At 61.3% G+C, this 18,703-nt stretch carries 8 protein-coding genes and 2 pseudogenes; 8 read left to right on the top strand and 2 right to left on the bottom strand.

Translation table 11 applies throughout. The features are described 5' to 3' along the window. The 5 genes from ACR65J_RS09455 to ACR65J_RS09435 all read left to right on the top strand — a co-directional run bounded on the left by ACR65J_RS09455 (position 1) and on the right by ACR65J_RS09435 (position 7,075). The gene (locus ACR65J_RS09455; RefSeq protein WP_440168083.1) at positions 1 to 1,278 is read left to right on the top strand and encodes a ComEC/Rec2 family competence protein; all 1,278 of its coding nucleotides are present in this window, start codon (positions 1 to 3) and stop codon (positions 1,276 to 1,278) included. A 400-nt stretch (positions 1,279 to 1,678) separates the two neighbouring features. After that, positions 1,679 to 2,707: a M12 family metallopeptidase gene (locus tag ACR65J_RS09450; RefSeq protein WP_440168081.1), complete on the top strand. Its 1,029-nt coding sequence runs from the start codon at positions 1,679 to 1,681 to the stop codon at positions 2,705 to 2,707. 1,063 nt (positions 2,708 to 3,770) lie between these two features. Next, entirely contained in the window at positions 3,771 to 4,181 is a 411-nt protein-coding gene (locus tag ACR65J_RS09445) for a hypothetical protein (RefSeq protein WP_440168079.1), read from the top strand. Further along, the gene (locus tag ACR65J_RS09440; protein WP_440168078.1) at positions 4,178 to 6,085 is read left to right on the top strand and encodes a M64 family metallopeptidase; all 1,908 of its coding nucleotides are present in this window, start codon (positions 4,178 to 4,180) and stop codon (positions 6,083 to 6,085) included. Before ACR65J_RS09445 ends, ACR65J_RS09440 begins: the two co-directional genes overlap by 4 nt. A 495-nt stretch (positions 6,086 to 6,580) precedes the next feature. Beyond that, positions 6,581 to 7,075 carry a hypothetical protein gene (locus ACR65J_RS09435; protein ID WP_440168077.1) on the top strand — a complete coding sequence of 165 codons (495 nt, stop codon included), beginning with the start codon at positions 6,581 to 6,583 and terminating at the stop codon, positions 7,073 to 7,075. 3,138 nt (positions 7,076 to 10,213) lie between these two features. Here ACR65J_RS09435 and ACR65J_RS09430 read toward each other — a convergent pair. Continuing rightward, positions 10,214 to 10,342, bottom strand: a pseudogene (locus ACR65J_RS09430) (transposase); the annotation flags it as partial. Between the two features lie 66 nt (positions 10,343 to 10,408). Here ACR65J_RS09430 and ACR65J_RS09425 point away from each other — a divergent pair. Beyond that, positions 10,409 to 11,067 (top strand): annotated as a pseudogene (locus ACR65J_RS09425) (transposase family protein); the annotation flags it as partial. Positions 11,068 to 11,385: 318 nt separating this feature from the next. On the opposite strand, the gene ACR65J_RS09420 reads toward ACR65J_RS09425, so the two are convergent. Beyond that, on the bottom strand, positions 11,386 to 11,553 hold the full coding sequence (locus ACR65J_RS09420; protein ID WP_440168076.1) for a DUF3732 domain-containing protein: 168 nt from the start codon (positions 11,551 to 11,553) through the stop codon (positions 11,386 to 11,388). A gap of 412 nt (positions 11,554 to 11,965) precedes the next feature. Here ACR65J_RS09420 and ACR65J_RS09415 point away from each other — a divergent pair, with 412 nt between their 5' ends. Both ACR65J_RS09415 and ACR65J_RS09410 read left to right on the top strand, forming a co-directional pair. Next, entirely contained in the window at positions 11,966 to 12,388 is a 423-nt protein-coding gene (locus ACR65J_RS09415) for a hypothetical protein (protein WP_440168074.1), read from the top strand. Between the two features lie 938 nt (positions 12,389 to 13,326). Beyond that, complete coding sequence (locus ACR65J_RS09410) at positions 13,327 to 18,684, top strand: Tc toxin subunit A-related protein (protein ID WP_440168073.1); 5,358 nt, start codon at positions 13,327 to 13,329, stop codon at positions 18,682 to 18,684. The last annotated feature ends 19 nt before the right edge of the window (positions 18,685 to 18,703 follow it).

Below are 18,703 nucleotides of genomic sequence, written 5' to 3'. Positions count from 1 at the left end.
ATGCCCGCTTCCTCTGTCACCGTCCGCATGTATGATGTCGGCTTCGGCGATGCCTTCCTGATTACCGTCAAGCAGGGCGAACGGGCATGGCGGATGCTCGTGGACTGCGGCGTCCATAGTCTAGGCAAGGCACGACCCCTCCTCGACGTCGTCCGGGCGATCATTTCGGACCTTACCGAAGCGGCCCCACCGGGAACACCACCGACCCTTGATGTGCTCGTGGCAACACACCACCACGCCGACCACATCACGGGATTCGCCTACGATGACTGGGACGCAGTCCACGTTGGCGAAGTCTGGGTGTCATTTGTTGAAGACGAGACCGACGACGACGCCAAGAAGCTGAAAAACGGGCTCGTCCGCGCAGCGAAAAGCTTGCACACCATAGTCGGACGTGCACCCACGGCCCTCGACGGCACATCGCAAACCGTGGCCCTTCGCCTTGCCGGCACCCTGGCCCTGAACTCCCTTGGAAACGAGGACGCCATGGACCGTCTGCTGGGACGCAACGGCAAACACTTCCTCAACATCCCGAAAGTTAGCTACCTCCCCGACAGGATTGCCGAGCTCAACGTCATCCGCACTTCACTGCCAGGTGTCACCGTGCACGTCCTCGGACCGTCACGGGACCCGGACCAGCTCAAACGAATGAACCCTCCGGCATCGGCTCAGTGGCTCGCCATGCAACATACCCTGGAAGAGGAAACCACCCACGAGCCGCCCGGTCCACTCTTCGACGATATCTACAGCGTCACTCCGGACGAAGTGAACCAGCACATCGGTATCGACCTGGTCAGCACCCTGCCGTCGCTCAACCTCGGGACACTTAATGATGCTGCGACTGAACTTCTGGCGGCGGCATCCATACTCGAGCGCTCCGTTAACAACACCAGCATCTTCTTCGTTCTGGACGTCGACGGCACCAGGCTCGTCTTCGTGGGTGACTCACAACAGGGCGCCTGGGAACACGTCCTGCAAGACCCTGCGGCCCGCGCACTCGTAAAAAACCCCGCCTTCTATAAGATCGGCCACCACGGGTCCCACAACGCCACTCCGCGCGATTACGTCACCAACGCCATCGGCAACCACGGTACCTACGCCATGCTCCCGTATGGGAAGGTCGACCAGTGGGGCGACATACCCAACGGGAACCTACTGGCCGCTCTGGCCGAGGTGAACGCGCAAGTCGTGCGAGCTGATGCACCCGTTGCCGATGCGCGCGTTCAGGTCGGGCCCCAGAACCTGTGGACTGAAATCACCTTTCCTGGTTCGGATTGATCGGACGGCCGATCTGTCCACTCAATGGCAACAGGGAGGGTGGTAGCACCTTGGTGCTGGTTCCACCCCAAGGTCGTGTCCTTGGTGTTGCCCCTTCCTGCTTCGGCTGGCGCAATGCGAGGGAAAACTCACCGCGGGTAGGTACGAGGATCCACCTAATGCCGCTTTCAACACATGCTTGATCTCCTAACTTCCCGTTCAAATATGGTCAGGAATGCGCCTTTGCCGCTGCAACCAGCCCGGCAGACAGCAGCCTCGCATGAGGCTGGCCTCTCAGCCCTCCAAAGCGTCGCGGTCCTCAGTAACGCCCCAGTAACAGGGCGCATGTTCCACTTTTCGCGGCAGCAGGCTCACCAGGATGCGTGGTAGGCCTCAGAACCGAACCGTTTAGGAGTAACAAATGGCCGACACCACGACTCGCCCACACTGCAGCGTAAAGCCGAGAACTGTCCGGTTACTGCCCAGCGAACTGCCGGCCAATCGGCTGGAGCTCATACGCGTCCTGGCATCCAAATGGGTCAACGGCACCGTGCTGCACTACTTTCTGACAGAGGGGCCTGAACCGCAGCATCAGGCCGTCCGGGACGCGTTCAGCGAATGGAAGAACCTGCCGATCGGACTGGAATTCGTGGAAGTCACGGACCGAAGTGAATCAGAGGTACGGGTCGGGTTCGACCAGGCCGACGGATCCTGGTCCTACGTCGGTCGCGACATCCTCGGTATCGGAACCACGGAGACGACCATGAACTTCGGTTGGGACCTGACAGACGATTACGGCCATACCACTGCCCTTCACGAGATCGGCCACACTCTCGGCCTCCCCCATGAACACCAAAACCCGTTCGCCGGCATTGTCTGGGACGAAGAAAAGGTCTATGGGTACTTTGGGGGCGCCCCAAACAACTGGTCCAGGGACCAGACCTTCCAAAACGTCCTGCGGAAAATAGATGCCGGCGAAGTCGAAGGCTCCAACTGGGACCCGAACTCGGTCATGGAGTATTGGTTCCCTGCAGGGCTAATCGTGCAGCCAGCGCAGTACCACGGGGGCCTTATTCCGGCCGGCGGCCTCTCCGCGACCGACAAGGATTGGGTCAAACGCTTCTACCCGGCCCTTCCAAACGTACTCCCGAAACTCGAGCCGTTCCAGACAAGGACCCTGTCGCTGAAACCCGGGGAGCAAGCCGACTTCAGGCTTGAGCCCTCGGCATCGCGAACCTATCAGATCGGCACTTTCGGCACAGCTGACTCAGTCCTCGTCCTATTCGAGGACGTAAACGGTGAATTGCGGTACGTGGCCGGCGACGACGACAGCGGGCAGCAACGCAATACCAGCATCTCTGCCAAACTCTTCCAAGGCCGAAACTACGTTGTCCGCGTACGCATCTACTGGACCGGCGGTTCCGGCCAGGCTGCGATCATGTACTGGTAACCCAGGGCCCCACTGGACCGAAGAAAGGCCTCTCCTTTCAAACACAGACGGGGACGTCAGCACAGGAAGACCCGGCAACAGCGAAACGCGGTAACCAAGCGGGTCGCTCCGGTCATGGCGGTGCCTTGGGCTTTCAAAAAGCGGACAATGATCGGGGAAATTCGGCGAGCTCAGGGCGTCCGTGCCGCGCTCGTCGTCGCTGCCATGTTGATCTTGGCGGTGACGTGGCCCCTCAGACCCCTCTCTATGCAGAAGCGGATCCTGACCCCGACACGGGCACCGTTAATGAGGCAATCACTTACGCGGGACTTGACGCTGGATTCGATTCCGAGCGGATCACCCAATTCGAACCCACCACCTTCAGGGGGACAGTCATCTACGGAACTTCCTCGCCAAGTTTGCCGACACTATAGGTTGCCTGGAGGAACGAGACCCAACTTACGGCTGAAAGTGAGGGGACCTTTGACATCGAACCGACATCAGCGTCCCTGCAATTCCTCGACGCCGGCAGACGGCGTTCAAGCGGTGGCTAAGAGCTGACATGAACTTGGAACGTGGCGCCCGTCCTCTCGGGAAACAGACGCCCCTACTCAAAATTCTTCCCGTCGTTGTCGTAGAAGGCGAAGTTGTTCCGTGCGGCAGAGAAAAACTTCGGTCAATATGTGTAAGCTGGCGAATTCTTTAGGCATTGTCAACGGATGTGACGGCATGTACCTGCGACTCAGCAAGTGCTGGCAGTAACGCTGAAGTAACGGCCCGCGTGCTGAACTTCCAGAATTCTCAGAACTCTTACAAAGCTTCCTACCTTTAGGGGGTTGCATTGGAGGCACGGTACCCCGAGGCATAATCGCCGTCGTGCTGGCAGCGGCACTATCCGGCTTGAGGCGGAGCTGTCACCTATGTCCCACAAGTCGCGAAACTGCTATTGCGGCGAAACCCTCCACTTGACATCGCCCAACATCCTCACAGGGAAATAGTGTCACTTCCCAGCTTTCGAAATTTAGACAAACCAACGAGAGTGATCTAGATGCCTAATAACAACGCCGGCACTAAAGGTGTTCGGATGATCTTTGAATACGACGGCGACGACATCCGCCTTATCCACCGCTCCGAGGTCGATGTCGCCCTGACCGGTTTCGACACCCCACCCGAGGTACGCTCGGGCCGGTTCGCAGAGGTCCGGGACGCTGAGGGAAAGGGCTTAACGAGGGTTCCGGTCAGAGTCGAAACGACCAGCGCGGAAGTCTTTCCCGAGACCCCAGGTGAGCCGATCACCCGCGTGACGGTAGATCGACCCAAGGGCGCCTTCACGGTTATCGTCCCGGTACCCGTTGGCGCGCATTCTGTAGCTTTGCTAGACGTCAGGAGGCCGACTCCGCCGCCCGAGGGATTGGCGGCACCATCGCCTTCCGCCAAAGGCGAAGAAACAGTACTTGGAGTATTCAACCTTGAGCTCGGAGGGCGAGAACAGTGACCACGTCAGATGGCTCGGTGACCGGCACGACGCAGATCAGCGGTTCAGCCCCCCGCAAACGCGCGTTCAACATCGTCATGCTCGGGGACGGCTTCCAAACATCCGAACAGACCAGTTTCAACTCCGCCTGCACATCATTCGTGACCGCACTGCTAGGCGCGGCTCCATTCAGCGACTTGGCTCCCGTCATCAATGTCTTCCGGGTGAACGTAAATTCCACAGACTCGGGGGCTGATGACCCGTCGTCGGCCGGCGGTACAGGCGCAACAGCCCGCACGTACTTCGACGCGACGTTCGGCGGGAACGGCATCCGTCGTCTGCTGGTGTGCAATGCCTCAACGGTGCTGATGGTGGCCGCCGCACAAGTGCCAGAATTTACTGTCGCGATCCTCGTCGTCAATTCAACGGTCTACGGCGGTTCCGGGGGCTCCGTGGCCACGTATTCGCTCGCGGGCGGGGCCACTGAGATAGCCATCCACGAGTCCGGCCATACAGCCTTCGGTCTGGCCGACGAGTATCCCTATTATGCAGGCGGCAACGAGACCGGCCACGACCAGCACCCCGCGAACGAACCCTCCGAGCCCAATGTCACGGTCAACACCAATCGCACCACGCTCAAGTGGCGCTGGGCCGTAGCCGCGACGACTGCGATACCCACGATGTCGAACCCGAACTGCTCGACAATTGATGCCAGGCCCAGCCCAGTTCCCTCCGGGACTGTCGGCGAGTTCGAAGGCGCCCACTACTACCACTGCGGCGCATACCGCCCGGAATTCGACTGCAAGATGCGCAACCTGGGCGTACCGTTCTGTGCGGTCTGCCGAGCGGTCATTTGGAACAGGTTAGCTCCCCTGGCCACCCTCGATGCACGGCGCCGGACGCCAATATCAGTGGTGGCGAGATACCCGGAGCACCTGGACGTGTTCGCCGTCGACGCGGCTGGCCGGACTGTGTCCGATTGGTGGGACGCCTCGAGCGGATGGGCCGGCTGGTTCCACCTCTCGGGCGGGATAGCGTCACCGGGCGGTCCCGGATCCCCTGTAACGGCAGTCTCCCGCTACGCCGGTCATCTGGACGTGTTCACGGTGGGCACGGACAACCGCGTGTACAGCGCATGGTGGGATGTGAGCGCGGGCTGGTCACAATGGTTCGCCCTCGGCGGCCTCGTCGCCAGGCCTGGATCGACCGTGAACGTCGTCTCGCGGTACACCGGGCACCTCGACGTCTTCACGATCGGTTCCGATGGTCGCGTCATGTCCTGCTGGTGGGACCAGGCCTCGGGATGGTCGGGGTGGTTCAACGTCTCTGGAGGCATCGCGGCCTCCGGCGCACAAGTTACGGCCATAGCCCGCTATCCATTCCACCTGGATCTGTTCGTGGTCGGTACCGATAACATCGTTTACAGCTGCTGGTGGGACGAACGGACCGGCTGGGCGGCCTGGTTCCGGGTTCGCAGCCAGGCCGCGAAGCCGGACGCGACCGTCAATGTCGTCGCCCGTCACCGTGACCAACTAGACCTCTTCACGACCGACCCCTCCGGCCGCATAGTCAGCACATGGTGGAACGTCCGCAGCGGTTGGGGAACATGGTTCCAAGTGTCCGGAGGAGTGGCGTCACCCGGGTCCCAAGTGACCGCGATCGCGAGATACTCCAATCAACTGGACCTCTTCACAGTGGGGACGGATAACCGGATCTACAGCACCTGGTGGCATGACACCTCCGGCTGGGCTCCCTGGTTCGTGGTCTCCGGCGGAGTCGCCTCACCAGGAAGCACCGTCACGGCCATTTCCCGGTACAGCGAGCACATTGACGTCATTGCAGTCGGCTCGGACGGCAAAGCCTACAGCTGCTGGTGGGACGACGGGGCGGGCTGGGCTAACTGGTTCCAACTATCAGTCAGCTAACCGTGAACAGAACTGCTCCGGATTACGACGTAAAACATTCACCCCCTTAAAAAGCCCAAATTCGCGTAGTGGTTCCGACTCTGCAATACGCAACAACATTGACAAGCAAACTGGCGAAGGGTTCATCCGAGGTAAGGCGTCAGCAGACTTTGACCACACCGTCGCCGTCGTTGCGCCCGTAGAGGCTTCGTGGCGCAACGCATTCCGCGTCAAGTTCCTTTGCAGCCGCTCAGGAGAACTTCGCGGTGTGGTCGGCACTCCTAGATTCCTGACGGATCAGGGATCGGTCCTCGCGCCGAGCCACTCCGTAAGACGTGATCTGCATCCGTTGCACAAGCAAATCCAAAGCGTTGTGGCGGACCGGTTGGCCAACCTGTCGCCCGGCTGTGCGGACATACGCAGACGTGCAGTACGTCTGCCAAGTTGGTACGACGGCTGGGCCATCTTTGGGCAAGCACGACTGAGCTATCTACCACCAAAGCAGGAGGTAAGACCATGAGCGACGGGCAGAGCAACGGGAATTCTGAAACCCTTGTCTCCGGTGCGCGACTCAGACGGTGTCTGGATAGCACCGAATTCTGGGTTGTCCAACTCCCACAATACGCCGATCGAAACCAGCGCAGAGCCGACTTCTGGGCGATCGCCGCTGGCATCTTGGCAGCGGTCACCAGTCTCGCCATCTGGCCAGCTCTCGGTGAAAGTCCTACGATCGAAGCCAAGATTCTCGTATCAGTGGTGTCCTTGGCCGCCGCGATCTGCGCTTTAGTCCCCCGGATCAAAGGGCATGGGGAGCTGGCCGGGGCTGCACGGGTCCTGAGCGCGCAGTATGGCAGTATCCTAGGCCGTTTAGTCGATCTGCTCGCCGAGCAGCCTCTCAATCAGGAGACGGCCAAGGTTGTGGTCAACGAATTCCAAGCTGTGAAAGAGAAAAAGGATGCCTTACGAGGCCTGCCTATTCGCGCTGGCGCGCAGGCCGCCCACCGGGAGTAGGAGCGTCCGCCTCGGCTTCACCTAGTCAGATGCAGCCCAATATGCCGTCGGGCCGGTACCGAAGACACATGAGGTTGAGCTCAGAGGCGTTTTTCAGACATTCTGGTAGTGAAGTCTGTAAATCCAACCCGGCACTGGACCTAACCCTCACATGCCTCGGAAAAACCAGGCATGAGTGTGGACATTGTACACACCCGGTTGGACAGGACAAAGCAACACAGGCCACTCTCCGATTGTCCTTTAGAGCCGCCGGCCGCCGTGTAGGAGAGCAGATTCGCAACAGTCATGTCGTTCCTGCTCCCCCGGCACATGAATAGGTGTAGGCCAACACCGACCTACCAAACAGAACCGGAATGAGGAATCGCAAAACCCGAGCTCAGCACACGGAAGTCTCACCAGCCAGGGACTTGGACCCGCCACCCCACGCACCTGAATAGGCTCCCCGGCAGCCAGGCCAAAGCCAGCACCCCTAGCGTCAGACGCGCCCAAGCACGAGCTTTGTGCACACGTCAAAGCAAGAAAGCCCCTGACGAGGCGATCTGTTGTGCCCGAGGTGGGACTCGAACTACATTCCAGCCCCTGCAAACACTGGGGACTCTCGAAAACATGCGGAAACCGGAGCAGTTCGTGGGGGTACGAGGTACTCCCGATACGAAAAGTGTGGACATTGTCCATAACCTCCGCTGGGGTCAATTTCTCGAACTCGCTCGGTCGTTTTCTGGGCGAATTCACGCTCCCCGATCACCGCCGCCCGCAGCTCCGAAAAGGGTAGTCGGCCAACGATTCCACTCGACGGGAGTGTAGTCATTCTGAACGGCCCGATGATAGCTGGGTGGGTCCTCCGCGCAACCAGGGCACATCCGAGCCGGCCCCGAGAACCGGAAACTTCCCCCCAACGTGACTGCTACCTCGGCCGGACGAAGTTTCCGAACCCCGACGCCGGTCCCCCAAGTTGCACTCCAGCCCCTCCACCCAGCAACTACTCCGCTACCAGAACGACGAACTAACTCAACGATTCCGGGCGGGTAGTCCCAGTCAAAGCCTCCGGCGAGCACCGCGATAGTCGCCTGTCCTTTGCCCTGGCTTCCGGCCAGCACGGCGCGATGGGCGTGGGCGTCGACGCCGTAGGTTCTCTAGCCCGTTGGCGCTGTTGCAGTGCACCTCCCGAAGCCCAGAGCACAACCCTCATGAGTCACCGCGCATGGAGGGTAGCCGTGCTCAGCCAGCCGACCACCGAAGTCTTGCAAACCGCGAGCGGAAACAGGCCATCGTGACACAGCATGGAGGGACACCCCTCGCGTGACATTCCGCATCCGAACCGAATCCGTGGAATGCCGCGTCATATTGTTGGCCCGGGAAAAGTGCACGATCTTGCCCGAACATGCTGCACGACATCCCTGCGACTCGTCGGGGTTTAAATTAACACAGCAGCGTCAACATCCAACCATTTATCGACTGTGTCGAGATAGATTTCGACACGTGCGGAATACGTCGCCTTGTCAAGTCCAACCAAAATCTAGGTCCAAGCCGGTCCGACACTGAATCGAGTGGTAATTGAGGTATTAGCGGAAAGGTCCCAGATCCGCAGCAACACCTTCAACGTTGCCTTGACCGGGAGCGGATTTCAGCCATACCGAAAATTGTAAGGAAGTGGCGACAGCCGCATAAGTCGGGAACACGTTGCCACTTACAATATTGTTGAATATATGTTGGCAACCTTACATCCTGGGCCACGGATCCACCCTGCCGAGAAGTTTTGAACCGCATAAACTTGTCGCCCTGTTTGGCTTCACCCGGACTTGTGACCAAGGAAGTTGTCACGGCTTGGGAAAGATTGAGCGGCTGCCAAGCGCCCAGGCCTGATTCGAAGTTTCCCGTACTCAGGAACATTTCACCATCTCTCCCCGTTGTGGACTAGGGCCGGCAGTTCGGCCCCCGAGATTATTTTCCCCCCACGTGGTTCCTCATAGGTTGGTGCTGAACTCTACTCTTTAAGCTCCAACGAGTCCAGAAATCGACCAATTCTCCAGAGAGCTGTTGGGTAAGGCATCAAGATCAACTGCTGTCGTTGGAGCTGCGATTTGGTTAAAATCGCGCACCCGCGAAGAAAGGAGAAGTCCCTTAGGCCGCCGGTGACAACGCTACCTCGAGAGTCGGCCTCAGTCGCTTACTTAGTAACCATCGCAGCGACAGAACGTTGGCTTTCGTCGGAAAGCCACACCTGCTTCCCGATATCACCCCGCCGCGCAGCAGTTCCTTTCCGCCGCATCTACAAATGATGGCCGTCGGCGGCCTCAGCGTCTAACCGGGTAGCGGTTTTGAGGGCGATCAGGTGCTGCCGAGCAACCGGGAAGGGAGCATAGATACACGGCCGTGGGGAACGAGGGACTGTTCGAGCGAGTGCCCAAGGCTCACCCAGATCGCTACCGCCGCAGCCAACTTACGACGGCGGATACCGTTGCCCCAACCACCCGACGGTGCGCGGACATCCACTTCCTCATGCCGGCCACCCTGCGCGTCTTATCTGTCCACGAGGCAGCTGGCGGGAGAGGAGCCGCGCTGTCACCGTAGTGCGTATCTGCTGGTAATGGGTTTCCCCGTTCCAGTCGACGAAGTCATTAGGGCAACAGATCCAATAAGATTATCCGCCCGTAACGCCGCAGTAACGCGCCAGCTGTTCAGATGATCACGTACTCGAGGATCCGTTCCTGAGAGGTGAACAAAGTTGAGTAACCCCCTAGTCGACATCGTCCCTGCCGCCGTTCGGAAAATTGCCTACGCAGTTTATGCGGCCGTTGGCCTAATCCTAGGGTGCATTCAGGTCGGCATATCGGCCGCCGGAGGCAGCCAACCGGTCTGGTTAAACGTTAGCCTCGCCGTCTTTGCTTTCCTCGGCGGCGCCTTGGGCTTCACCGCCGCATCCAATACCCAACCAATCGAGAAGCCCGTGCGACACCCCTAGGGCAGGACCGATCTGTGGGCCGATATGCAGCTACCACCCAATAAATAGTAGAAACCTCTACTATAAGTGCCAGCCAACGGCGACTCGGCCCGTGCGTTGCGTTTCCGGCGCTGAGTAGTGCGCGAGTTGTTACATGCTCCCGCTCGGACTCTAATACCTCTGTGATGACAGATGCACACCCGCGCCCCGGTCGCCGCAACCAGGCCGGCGTTCGCGCCGGAGGTCACCAACTTCACCCCGTTCAGGCCGCGGGCAGTGAGGTCGCGGAAGAATCCCAGCCAGCCCACGCCGGCCTCGGCCGAGGATGCGCATCGGGTCGGGGGCAAGCCTGGGTGGGCTGTGCCGTTACACCAAGCTAAAGCGTACTACTCATGCCCAATGATTATGCGGAGGAGTTCCGTCAAGATGTTATTGATGTGGCCCGCAAGGGCGAGGCGTCGCTCGTGAAGATTGCGAAGATTTCGGGCTTTCAGTCACGCCGTTGAAGCGTTGGATTGCCCTCGCCGAGCGTAAGGACTCCGGGCCGGCCCGGCAGCGGTGGAGTCCGGCCGACATGCGGGAACTTAAGAAGCGCAACCATCTGTTGGAGCAGGAGAATGAGATCCTGCGCCGGGCTCCTGCCTATTTGGCCAAGGACATCAAGCCAAAATAGTCTAACCGCCGGTCACGGATGTTGCCGCCGACGGTGTCCCCGTGGCAGTGACCTGAAGGGTGTTGGGATTCAGCAAGCATGACTATCACCGGTGGAGGGCCAGTCCGGTGGCGGAACGGGACTGGGAGGATGCGCACCCAGCCTCCTGGCATGCACGCCGATGATCCCGCCCGGTTACCGGTTCATCGCCGACGAACCCCGAGAAAGGCATTACGGCGGGAGGAACAGGGTCCAGCGCTTCTGCCGTGACCACGGCATCTGGGCGGTGTTCTCCAGGAAGCGGAGCGGGACCGAAAGCCGGGACCGCCGGGTCACGACGACTTGGTTGAACGGTACTTCGCCACCGCTGCACCGAACGACCTGTGGCTGACCGACATCATCCCCGTCAGGCCCACGGCCCGGCGGGGCGAGCCATATACACCGCTATTTACACAGTCCTCCCATCAGCGGATACCAATCGCCGTCTCTTGCATTGGAGTGGTAACGACCCAGTAACGGGGCGCATGGGATCCTAGATCCGGCCTGACGTCTGCGCCGGTGCGTAGCCAGCCTTGAGCGTTTTCACGGTGAGTCACTCGACACCTAGGAGGCCGACGATGGGGGGAGCTGGGCGCGAAGGAATCGTTCTGATAGGTGCACTCATCTACGCCGTCGTGTTTGGTATCCGGAAAATGCACGACGGAACTGAAAGCGAAGTCAAAACGGGCCAGCGCATCTTGGCTGCTGTTGCGGCCGTCGTCCTCCTTTGGGTGGCACTAGCCGTGATTTTCGCCCTGAGCTAATGAAGTACCGGTGCAGGGCCAGATAGGCCGTTAGGTGGTACCCGACCCAGCTCCTGCCGCTACCAATGGCTCCAGCGTCCATTTACGCCGGCCCGTGTAGAGTGTCCGCAACCACCGTTAGACGGTTGGGGTCGATACAGAAACCGTGCTCAGAATGCTCAAGTGGAAAGGCTTGTGCAAGGGGCGTCATTCTTCGACTGACTATGTTCAGAACGGAATCGACCGCCGAACGAAGCGCATCTGGATCCAGCTTCTCAGTGAGCAGCTCGGCTTGGTTCTTGCCAGAAGCGACCTGCTCTTCTAACGCCGACATCGTGTCGTCGCGTTCGAGGGAGGTAGTTTCAAGCAACCTACGAACAGATACAGTTCAGGATCCGTTGGATCATCCATCCGAAATCGCATTGGATGCCTGGGCCCTGCTTTCGGATCTGCCGTGACAGGCGAGCCTTGCCAAGTCGTTACCAGATATCCTGTGTCGGAATCATGTGTAAACCGTGGCGGGCACCGAAAACCTCACCCTTCCGAACGAAGAGATCCTATTTCCCGAAGTTCCAGGCGCGAAGTGGGCTGCCCAAGGGAGCAAAAGCTGGGCATTCACCCTTCCAGGAGCCGCCGTCGCCGGCAACACCGACATCTCAAAGGGCTTCACCGGCGGGGCTGACGCGATCTCGCTTGTTTACAACCGAAACTTAGATGGCTACGCCAACGAGAACCTGCTTCCTACGGAGCGCAGAGAGAACGTTGTCCCGACACCTGGTCCGGGAACATTCTCTTGGAGCATAAAAGGGGCAATTATGCCAGCGCCAAGCGGTTACGTGACGGACCTGACGCGAGACGGTATCCAAGCTCAAGTGACGTTTGTCATTGGGGCTGCGGGCGGGCTCCGCACCGGCGATCGCACCTTGGCTTCGAGATAAATTCGAGGGTCTATTCTCGCGACCGAGGCTGCAACGTTTCCCGGCACACCTGAAAGTGCTAGGGAACGGAAGAACCGTCCTCCACCCGGGCGTCAATCGTGCCCATAAAACCCCACCTCAGGGCCCCGGGTCAGGCGGCAAGGACACGATGCGTCTGACATGGGATAAGCGGCAGATGACCACGTGGCCTGCGCCTGGATCTGCTCCCCCGAGGAGGCATGGCCGCGACCCCGGGCCGTTCGGTGAAAATCGCTTTGATCCCGGCGCCTCGAGAGAGACTTAGGGTGCCTGGGTTGTTACGGGGTGGACGTTGCACTGGGTACCGTCGGAGTCAGGTCCCCGGACTCTCGCTCCCGAACGAGCGCAGCACCCGGCCGCTCCCACAGGCGAGAAAGGCGATCAGTCGCGGGCAACTCCAGGGCAGTTCCTGCGTATTGGTACGCGCGCAGTACGCGAACCGGTCGATGCGCCGATTCGAACTCCGCATGGCGCTGGGGTACGAACCCCGAACAGGCACCGGCCTCATTTGACCGGGTCTGGGACTGCCCGAAGGCCGCTCGAGCGGAAGAGCCGAAGTAACGCTGCAGTAACGCTGAGCGGCGATAGTTTCATAAGGCGAATGCGGAACGGAGTCCAGAGCTCATGCGCTGGCCCGATCATCCGGGTCAGCGCCCCGATCACGCCTGCCGCCCGATGATGTTCAGCCTCGGACGGGGACAGGATTCTCAAAACTAAACGGAACACGCTGAATGGACAGTGACATGGATCGAGTTAGAGACACTGCAAACCGCGTCGATGGATCAGGAGTTCCGGTCCATGGTCTGAGTGACTTCGCGGGCGCAGCACTCCTAAACGGCGATAGCCTTGAAGCAGCCAACGAAAACTCGACGGCACTCACCGGAGCAACAGGTGTCCTCCCGAAAGACATTCCCCCGTCAGTGACCATTATTGTTCCATCGGGCGTGCCCGTCGGTGCCCCGTTTAGCGTGCGCGTTAAGGCTAACCCGGGAACGCATTACTATTACACGACCGGTGATGACCCCAGCAACCCCACAAAGCCCCAGCTTCAGGGTGATGACATTGTTCAGTACGAGGGCGGATTTCGCCTGCAGTTCGATAGCGGGGAAACGGCGACCGCCACGGACGTACAGCTGCCGGCCACTGTGACACTGAACCGGCCTGGCTACCACGTGGCCCAGGTAAGCGCACTGATTGCCGGGGGCGGTTCCATCGATTCCCGTGCCGCTCAGTTCATCGCAGGGGCCGTATCCGTTGTCGTCACAGCACCCGGGGAACAGAATCCCCCGGCCGCCGTACCTCTGATGGAAACAGGTGCCGGCGTTACCGTCACGGCCACCGCAGACTGGCTGGGGGGGCTGGCAGTGACCGCCCAAAGCGGACAGAACACCGTCGGCCTTTCTGCCACAGACGCGGCTGGGACGAACTGGCAGGGAGTGCTGCATCTGGATCCGATGCCTGTGGGCCCGCGTTCCATCACAGTAGTGGCCACCGCAACTCTGGATCAGCAGCGCACCAGCACGGTCGTGCGCACAGTCACGGCAATCGACGCGGCGGCACCTCACGTGACGGTGAGCCATCCGACCTCCGGCGGTAAGGTCCTGCTCGGCACCTCCGGCGCCGTGAAACTGAACGGGGTGTGCAGCGACACGCAGAGCGGCATGAGCGGCGGAAAGGCCGCGGTCGGTGTCTCACTTTCACCGATCGGGCCGTTCGCGGCCGCAGAGCCCGGTTCCCCCAGTGATTTCTCCCTGTGGTCTGCGACAGTCACAGCACCGGGCATCGGACCGTTCACCGTATATCTGCGGGCCTCCGACGCGGCCGGCAACGCCGCCGAGATCCTGCCGTGGCCGCTGGAGGCAGTCAGCGACTATCTCCCGGCCACTGTAGACGATCGTCTGAGCGAGACCGAATACCTCGCCGCCCTCATGGTCTTTGCCCGCGACGCCGTGCTCACGCCCGGGGGCCAGGTCAAGACGGCAGACCTCACCGCGGCGCTGCAGCAACCTGTGGACCGGATGAGCCAACCGCTAAGCGCGGCGGCAGTCGCCGGCCTCGCCCCGGTGAATGAACTCCGCCTTCCCGTCGAGCTTCTGCGCGCACGGATTGCCTCCGGCGGAATCCCGCAAGCACCGGGACGGCAGGGGGAAATCGACTACCTACAGACGGCATACCAGACACTGCTGGTCGCTGCCGGAACCAGCTATGACGAGATGCGGCAGGCCCGCGGCGCCGACACCGCAACTCGGGCGGCCTTGGCGGCACGACTAGGCCTCACGCTGCATGGGCCGGCAGGATCGGCAGAGGGCCGGCCTGACCAGCTAGATACCCTCACCCTGGACGGGGCCGCGTTAACCGAGGCCGAACTGGAGCGCCTGTTCGCGCTGCCGCAAACCACCGCAGGTCTCGATCCATTGCGCCCGATCCAGCAGTCCCAGCTGCTCACCTGGCAGCTGGTCACCCAGGCCTCACAGTGGCAGGCCGAAGACCTCAACCCGCCCTCTAATCGGGCATTCACAGTCGTGGTTGACCCTGATGTGATCACCACCGCTGATATACGAGCCGGCAGCACCCTCGCGACCCGCATCGACCAGCTGTTCAAGGCCCGTTCCGGCCTCCTGGCCGAGCATGCCGTCAGCCTCACGGCTACGGTGGCTGGCGCCGCCGATCCGCCGGGCTCGCTGGCTGCTTTACTTGCCGCCGGACTCCCCAACGGCACCCCTGAGCTGCTTTCTGGGTGGCAAGCCCAGGAGGCCCAGGGCGTCGACATCAGCGATCCCCTCGCTGCCGCCGGACTCGACCGCACCGGCTACCGGTATCTGCTCAGCCTGGCAGGCCTAACAGCGGTCGCCCACCCTACCGCCCGGGAGTGGGACGACGGGGTGCAGGTTCTCACCGGAGCCTTCCGACGCCGGAAGTACCCGGAATGGCTGTCCGAGGAAAGCGGCATCATCCTCTCCCCCGAATTCTTCACCTGCGGGACGGAGCGCCCCGATGCGGGCATAGTCCGTATCGACCCGCGCGCACGCGCCGACTGGACCGGCGTCCTGTCTGCACGCACGACACGCCGGCAGAACCTTAGCGACGCCGCTACAGCAGTCATAGCAGCGGCGGAGCAGCGTTCCCTCCCTGTCCTGCGGGACGCGCTGCTCGCCGATGTGGCAGCCACGGTTACCGGGGACGTGGGTGAATTCCTGACCGGCATGTATCAGGTCGACTTCCGCGCCAGCGGAGCGGTGGCCACGACGCGGATGGCTCAGGCCATCGCGAGCCTGCAAACATTGCTGGAACTGGTCCGGTCCGGTGATGTGAGTGCCGCCTCGCCGGCCCATGTCTGGACGCTTGGCGACAGTCAGGCCTTCGACGTGGCGTGGACCTGGATGGGTGGCATCGACAGCTGGCGTCAGGCGATATCTGCATTCCTGTTTCCCGAAGCGGCGCTGGCGCCTCAGGTATTGGACCCTGCCGTGGACCCAACGTCCGGTGCCTCAGAGGAGTTCCACACCCTGGTTCTTGCTTTCCAGGACCTGCCAGGAGATGCCAGCCCGTCACAAGTCCTGGACTTGGTAACGGACTACTGCCGTGCACGCTCCCCCTGGCTGATCAACCAGAATCCGCCCGAGCCCGGGCAGCTGAGCTATCTCAGCGGCCGTAACCGGGACCACCAGGGGCGTCTTGCGGCGTGGTCGGGGTCGCTGCTCGTCCAGGGGAACGACGTCGGACCCGCTGCCGCTGGTGAGATTTTTTGGGCTGTACCCATGCTGGCCGCCCAGCGGCTGCTCGCGGCAGGCCATCACCAGGAGGCGATGGACTGGCTATGGGTCGTATACCCCTACAACGATCCGCAGGCGGTGTCCATTTACGAGCGCATCAACGATGAGGGCGACATGGCGCCCACACCGCCCGATATGAGCTTCCCGCCGAACTGGACCAAAGACCTGAATCCATTTCACCTCATCGCCGCCCGGGGCGGCAGGCCCGCCCCCTACCTGCGCAACACGCTGCTGACAATCATTACCGGCCTCATCGACTACGGCAACAGCGAGTTCAGCGTAGACCGCGACGCCTCACTCGGGCACGCCCGCACCCTCTACCTCACCGCCCAGGGACTGCTTGCCCATCCGCGGTTCGTGCCTGTACAGCCATCGGGCCCCGGCGAAGCAGCCCTTGCGCTGCCGCAACTGGACATCCTGACCACACGCGTGCAAACTCAGCTGGCCAAACTCCGTCAGGGCCGCAACATCGCAGGTCTGCCCCGGCTCGTGGCTGGAGCACCCAGCAGCAACAACGCCATTCGCCAACCCACGCCCTACCACTTCAAAATCCTGCTCGCCCGCGCCCAACAGATGGCCCAGCAGGCCGGACAACTCGAAGCACAATACCTGTCGCTCCTAGAAAAATACGATACGGGCACCCTCAAGCTCAGTGACGCACGGTTCGCCGCGGGCCTGGCCGAGCTCCAATCAAAAGTGCATGAGGCGCGCGTGCAAGAAGCTGACGACGCCGCAAAAGCCGCCGACACGCAACAGACCAAGGCCACCGTGATGGAAGCGGCCTACCGTCAGCAACTGGAAGCCCCCCCGAACCAGTATGAAACTACGCTGCTGGATCAGTACGGTCAGCTGCGGGACTTGCAGGACGTCGTCTCCGTCGCTAACGGCGCCATCGGCATCGCCCAAGCTGCCGCCAGCGCGGCTAGTCTCGATTCGGCGATCTTCAGTTTCGGAGCCAAAGTCGCTCTCGGGGGTATCCAAATTGCCGGATATGGCGTCAAAGCCGGAGCGGAGATCTTCATCAACGACCTTCAGTCCCAGATGCAGGCCAACCAGCTCAGGGCCGGTATTGAGACGCGCCGTGAAGAGACGGCTATTCAGCACACGTCCGCGGCGCAGGACGTGCTCGTAGCCACCGCCCAGCAAACCGTCGCCAAAGACCAGAGGACCATCGCCAAGGCGGAGCAGGACGTGTCCACCCGACAAAACGAACAGGCCAAGGCGACGCTGGCGCTACTGACCAGCCAGTTCACATCCCCCGATCTTTACCTGTGGATGAGCGACACTCTCGGGTCGGTGTACCGATACTTCCTTCAGCAGGCCACGGCCACGGCGCGCCTCGCTCAGGACCAGCTCGCCTTCGAGCGTGCCGAACCGGTCAGGACCTTCATCGGCGTCGACTACTGGAAGGCACCGCAGGGCAGCCGCAAGGCGCCGGTCATGGACACCAAGGGCATGACAGGAGCTGAACTTTTGCTCCAGGACCTGCTGCGGCTTGACCAGTACGCATTCTCCACCGATGAGCGAAGGCTAAACCTGTCCCAGACGTTTTCCCTCGCCCAGATCCTGCCGATGGACTTTCTGCAGTTCCGCCGTACGGGACAGCTAAGCTTCGCAACACCTATGTCCTGGTTCTCCCAGGATTTCCCCGACCATTACCAACGGCTGATCCGGCAGGTCCACCTCAGCCTTATTGCCCTTGTGCCGCCCGACCGCGGCATCCGCGCCACCCTGAGCAATACCGGAATCTCGAGGGTGACGACACCGGGCATATTCGGATCTTTTACCGACGTCGTCCTGCGCCGGGACCCCGTGTCCGTGGCGGTGACTTCACCGTTGAACGCGACGGGTGTTTTCGACCTGGATCTGCAGCCAGAGATGCTGCTCCCGTTCCAAGGCAGCGGGGTCGCGACGCAATGGCAGTTCAGCCTACCGAAGGCGGCCAACCCGTTCGCGTTCGCGAGCATCGCCGACCTGCTCGTCCGTATCGACTACACCGCGCTGGCCGACCCGGACTACGGGGCCCTGGTCATCCGGGAGCTGAACGCGAACCTCGACAGGTCTTCCGATTGTGTGTTCAGCCTGGCCCGCGACTTCCCCGACCAGTGGTACGAGCTAAACAATCCCGGTCCAGACGGCGTCCGCAGCACAACACTGACCCTGTCACGCAACAACTTCCCTGCAGATCTTCAGGGGCTGCTCACAACCCAGGTTGCAATCGGTCTGTCCACTGCCGGAACAGACCCGGTGCCCCAGGTCCAGCTCTCACTCAACCGCACTATCGGCGGCACGTCGGTGGGTGGCAGCACGGAAACGGACGGAAACGGCATCGCCAGCACACGGCGCGGCGCTATTGCATGGTCGCCGTTGGCAGGAACGGATCCCACGGGCAGTTGGCAACTGTCCCTGGGAGCGACGGCCGACCCGCTATTCACCGCCAGCCGGGTGGAGGACCTGCTGTTCGTCATCAGCTGGCACGGCCGCGCACCCGCGTGGCCCGCCTAACCCCGACACACCTATACGG

This window comes from Arthrobacter sp. SAFR-044 (assembly GCF_059414985.1).
The sequence above is the reverse complement of the archived record's forward strand: the minus strand, read 5'-3'. Positions and strand labels throughout refer to the sequence as shown.

Excerpts from the sequence above, each read along its gene's own strand:
- ACR65J_RS09455 (WP_440168083.1), top strand. The coding sequence starts at position 1 with ATGCCCGCTTCCTCTGTCACCGTCCGCATGTATGATGTCGGCTTCGGC.
- ACR65J_RS09450 (WP_440168081.1), top strand. The coding sequence starts at position 1,679 with ATGGCCGACACCACGACTCGCCCACACTGCAGCGTAAAGCCGAGAACT.
- ACR65J_RS09445 (WP_440168079.1), top strand. The coding sequence starts at position 3,771 with ATGATCTTTGAATACGACGGCGACGACATCCGCCTTATCCACCGCTCC.
- ACR65J_RS09435 (WP_440168077.1), top strand. The coding sequence starts at position 6,581 with ATGAGCGACGGGCAGAGCAACGGGAATTCTGAAACCCTTGTCTCCGGT.
- ACR65J_RS09420 (WP_440168076.1), bottom strand. The coding sequence starts at position 11,553 with ATGGACGCTGGAGCCATTGGTAGCGGCAGGAGCTGGGTCGGGTACCAC.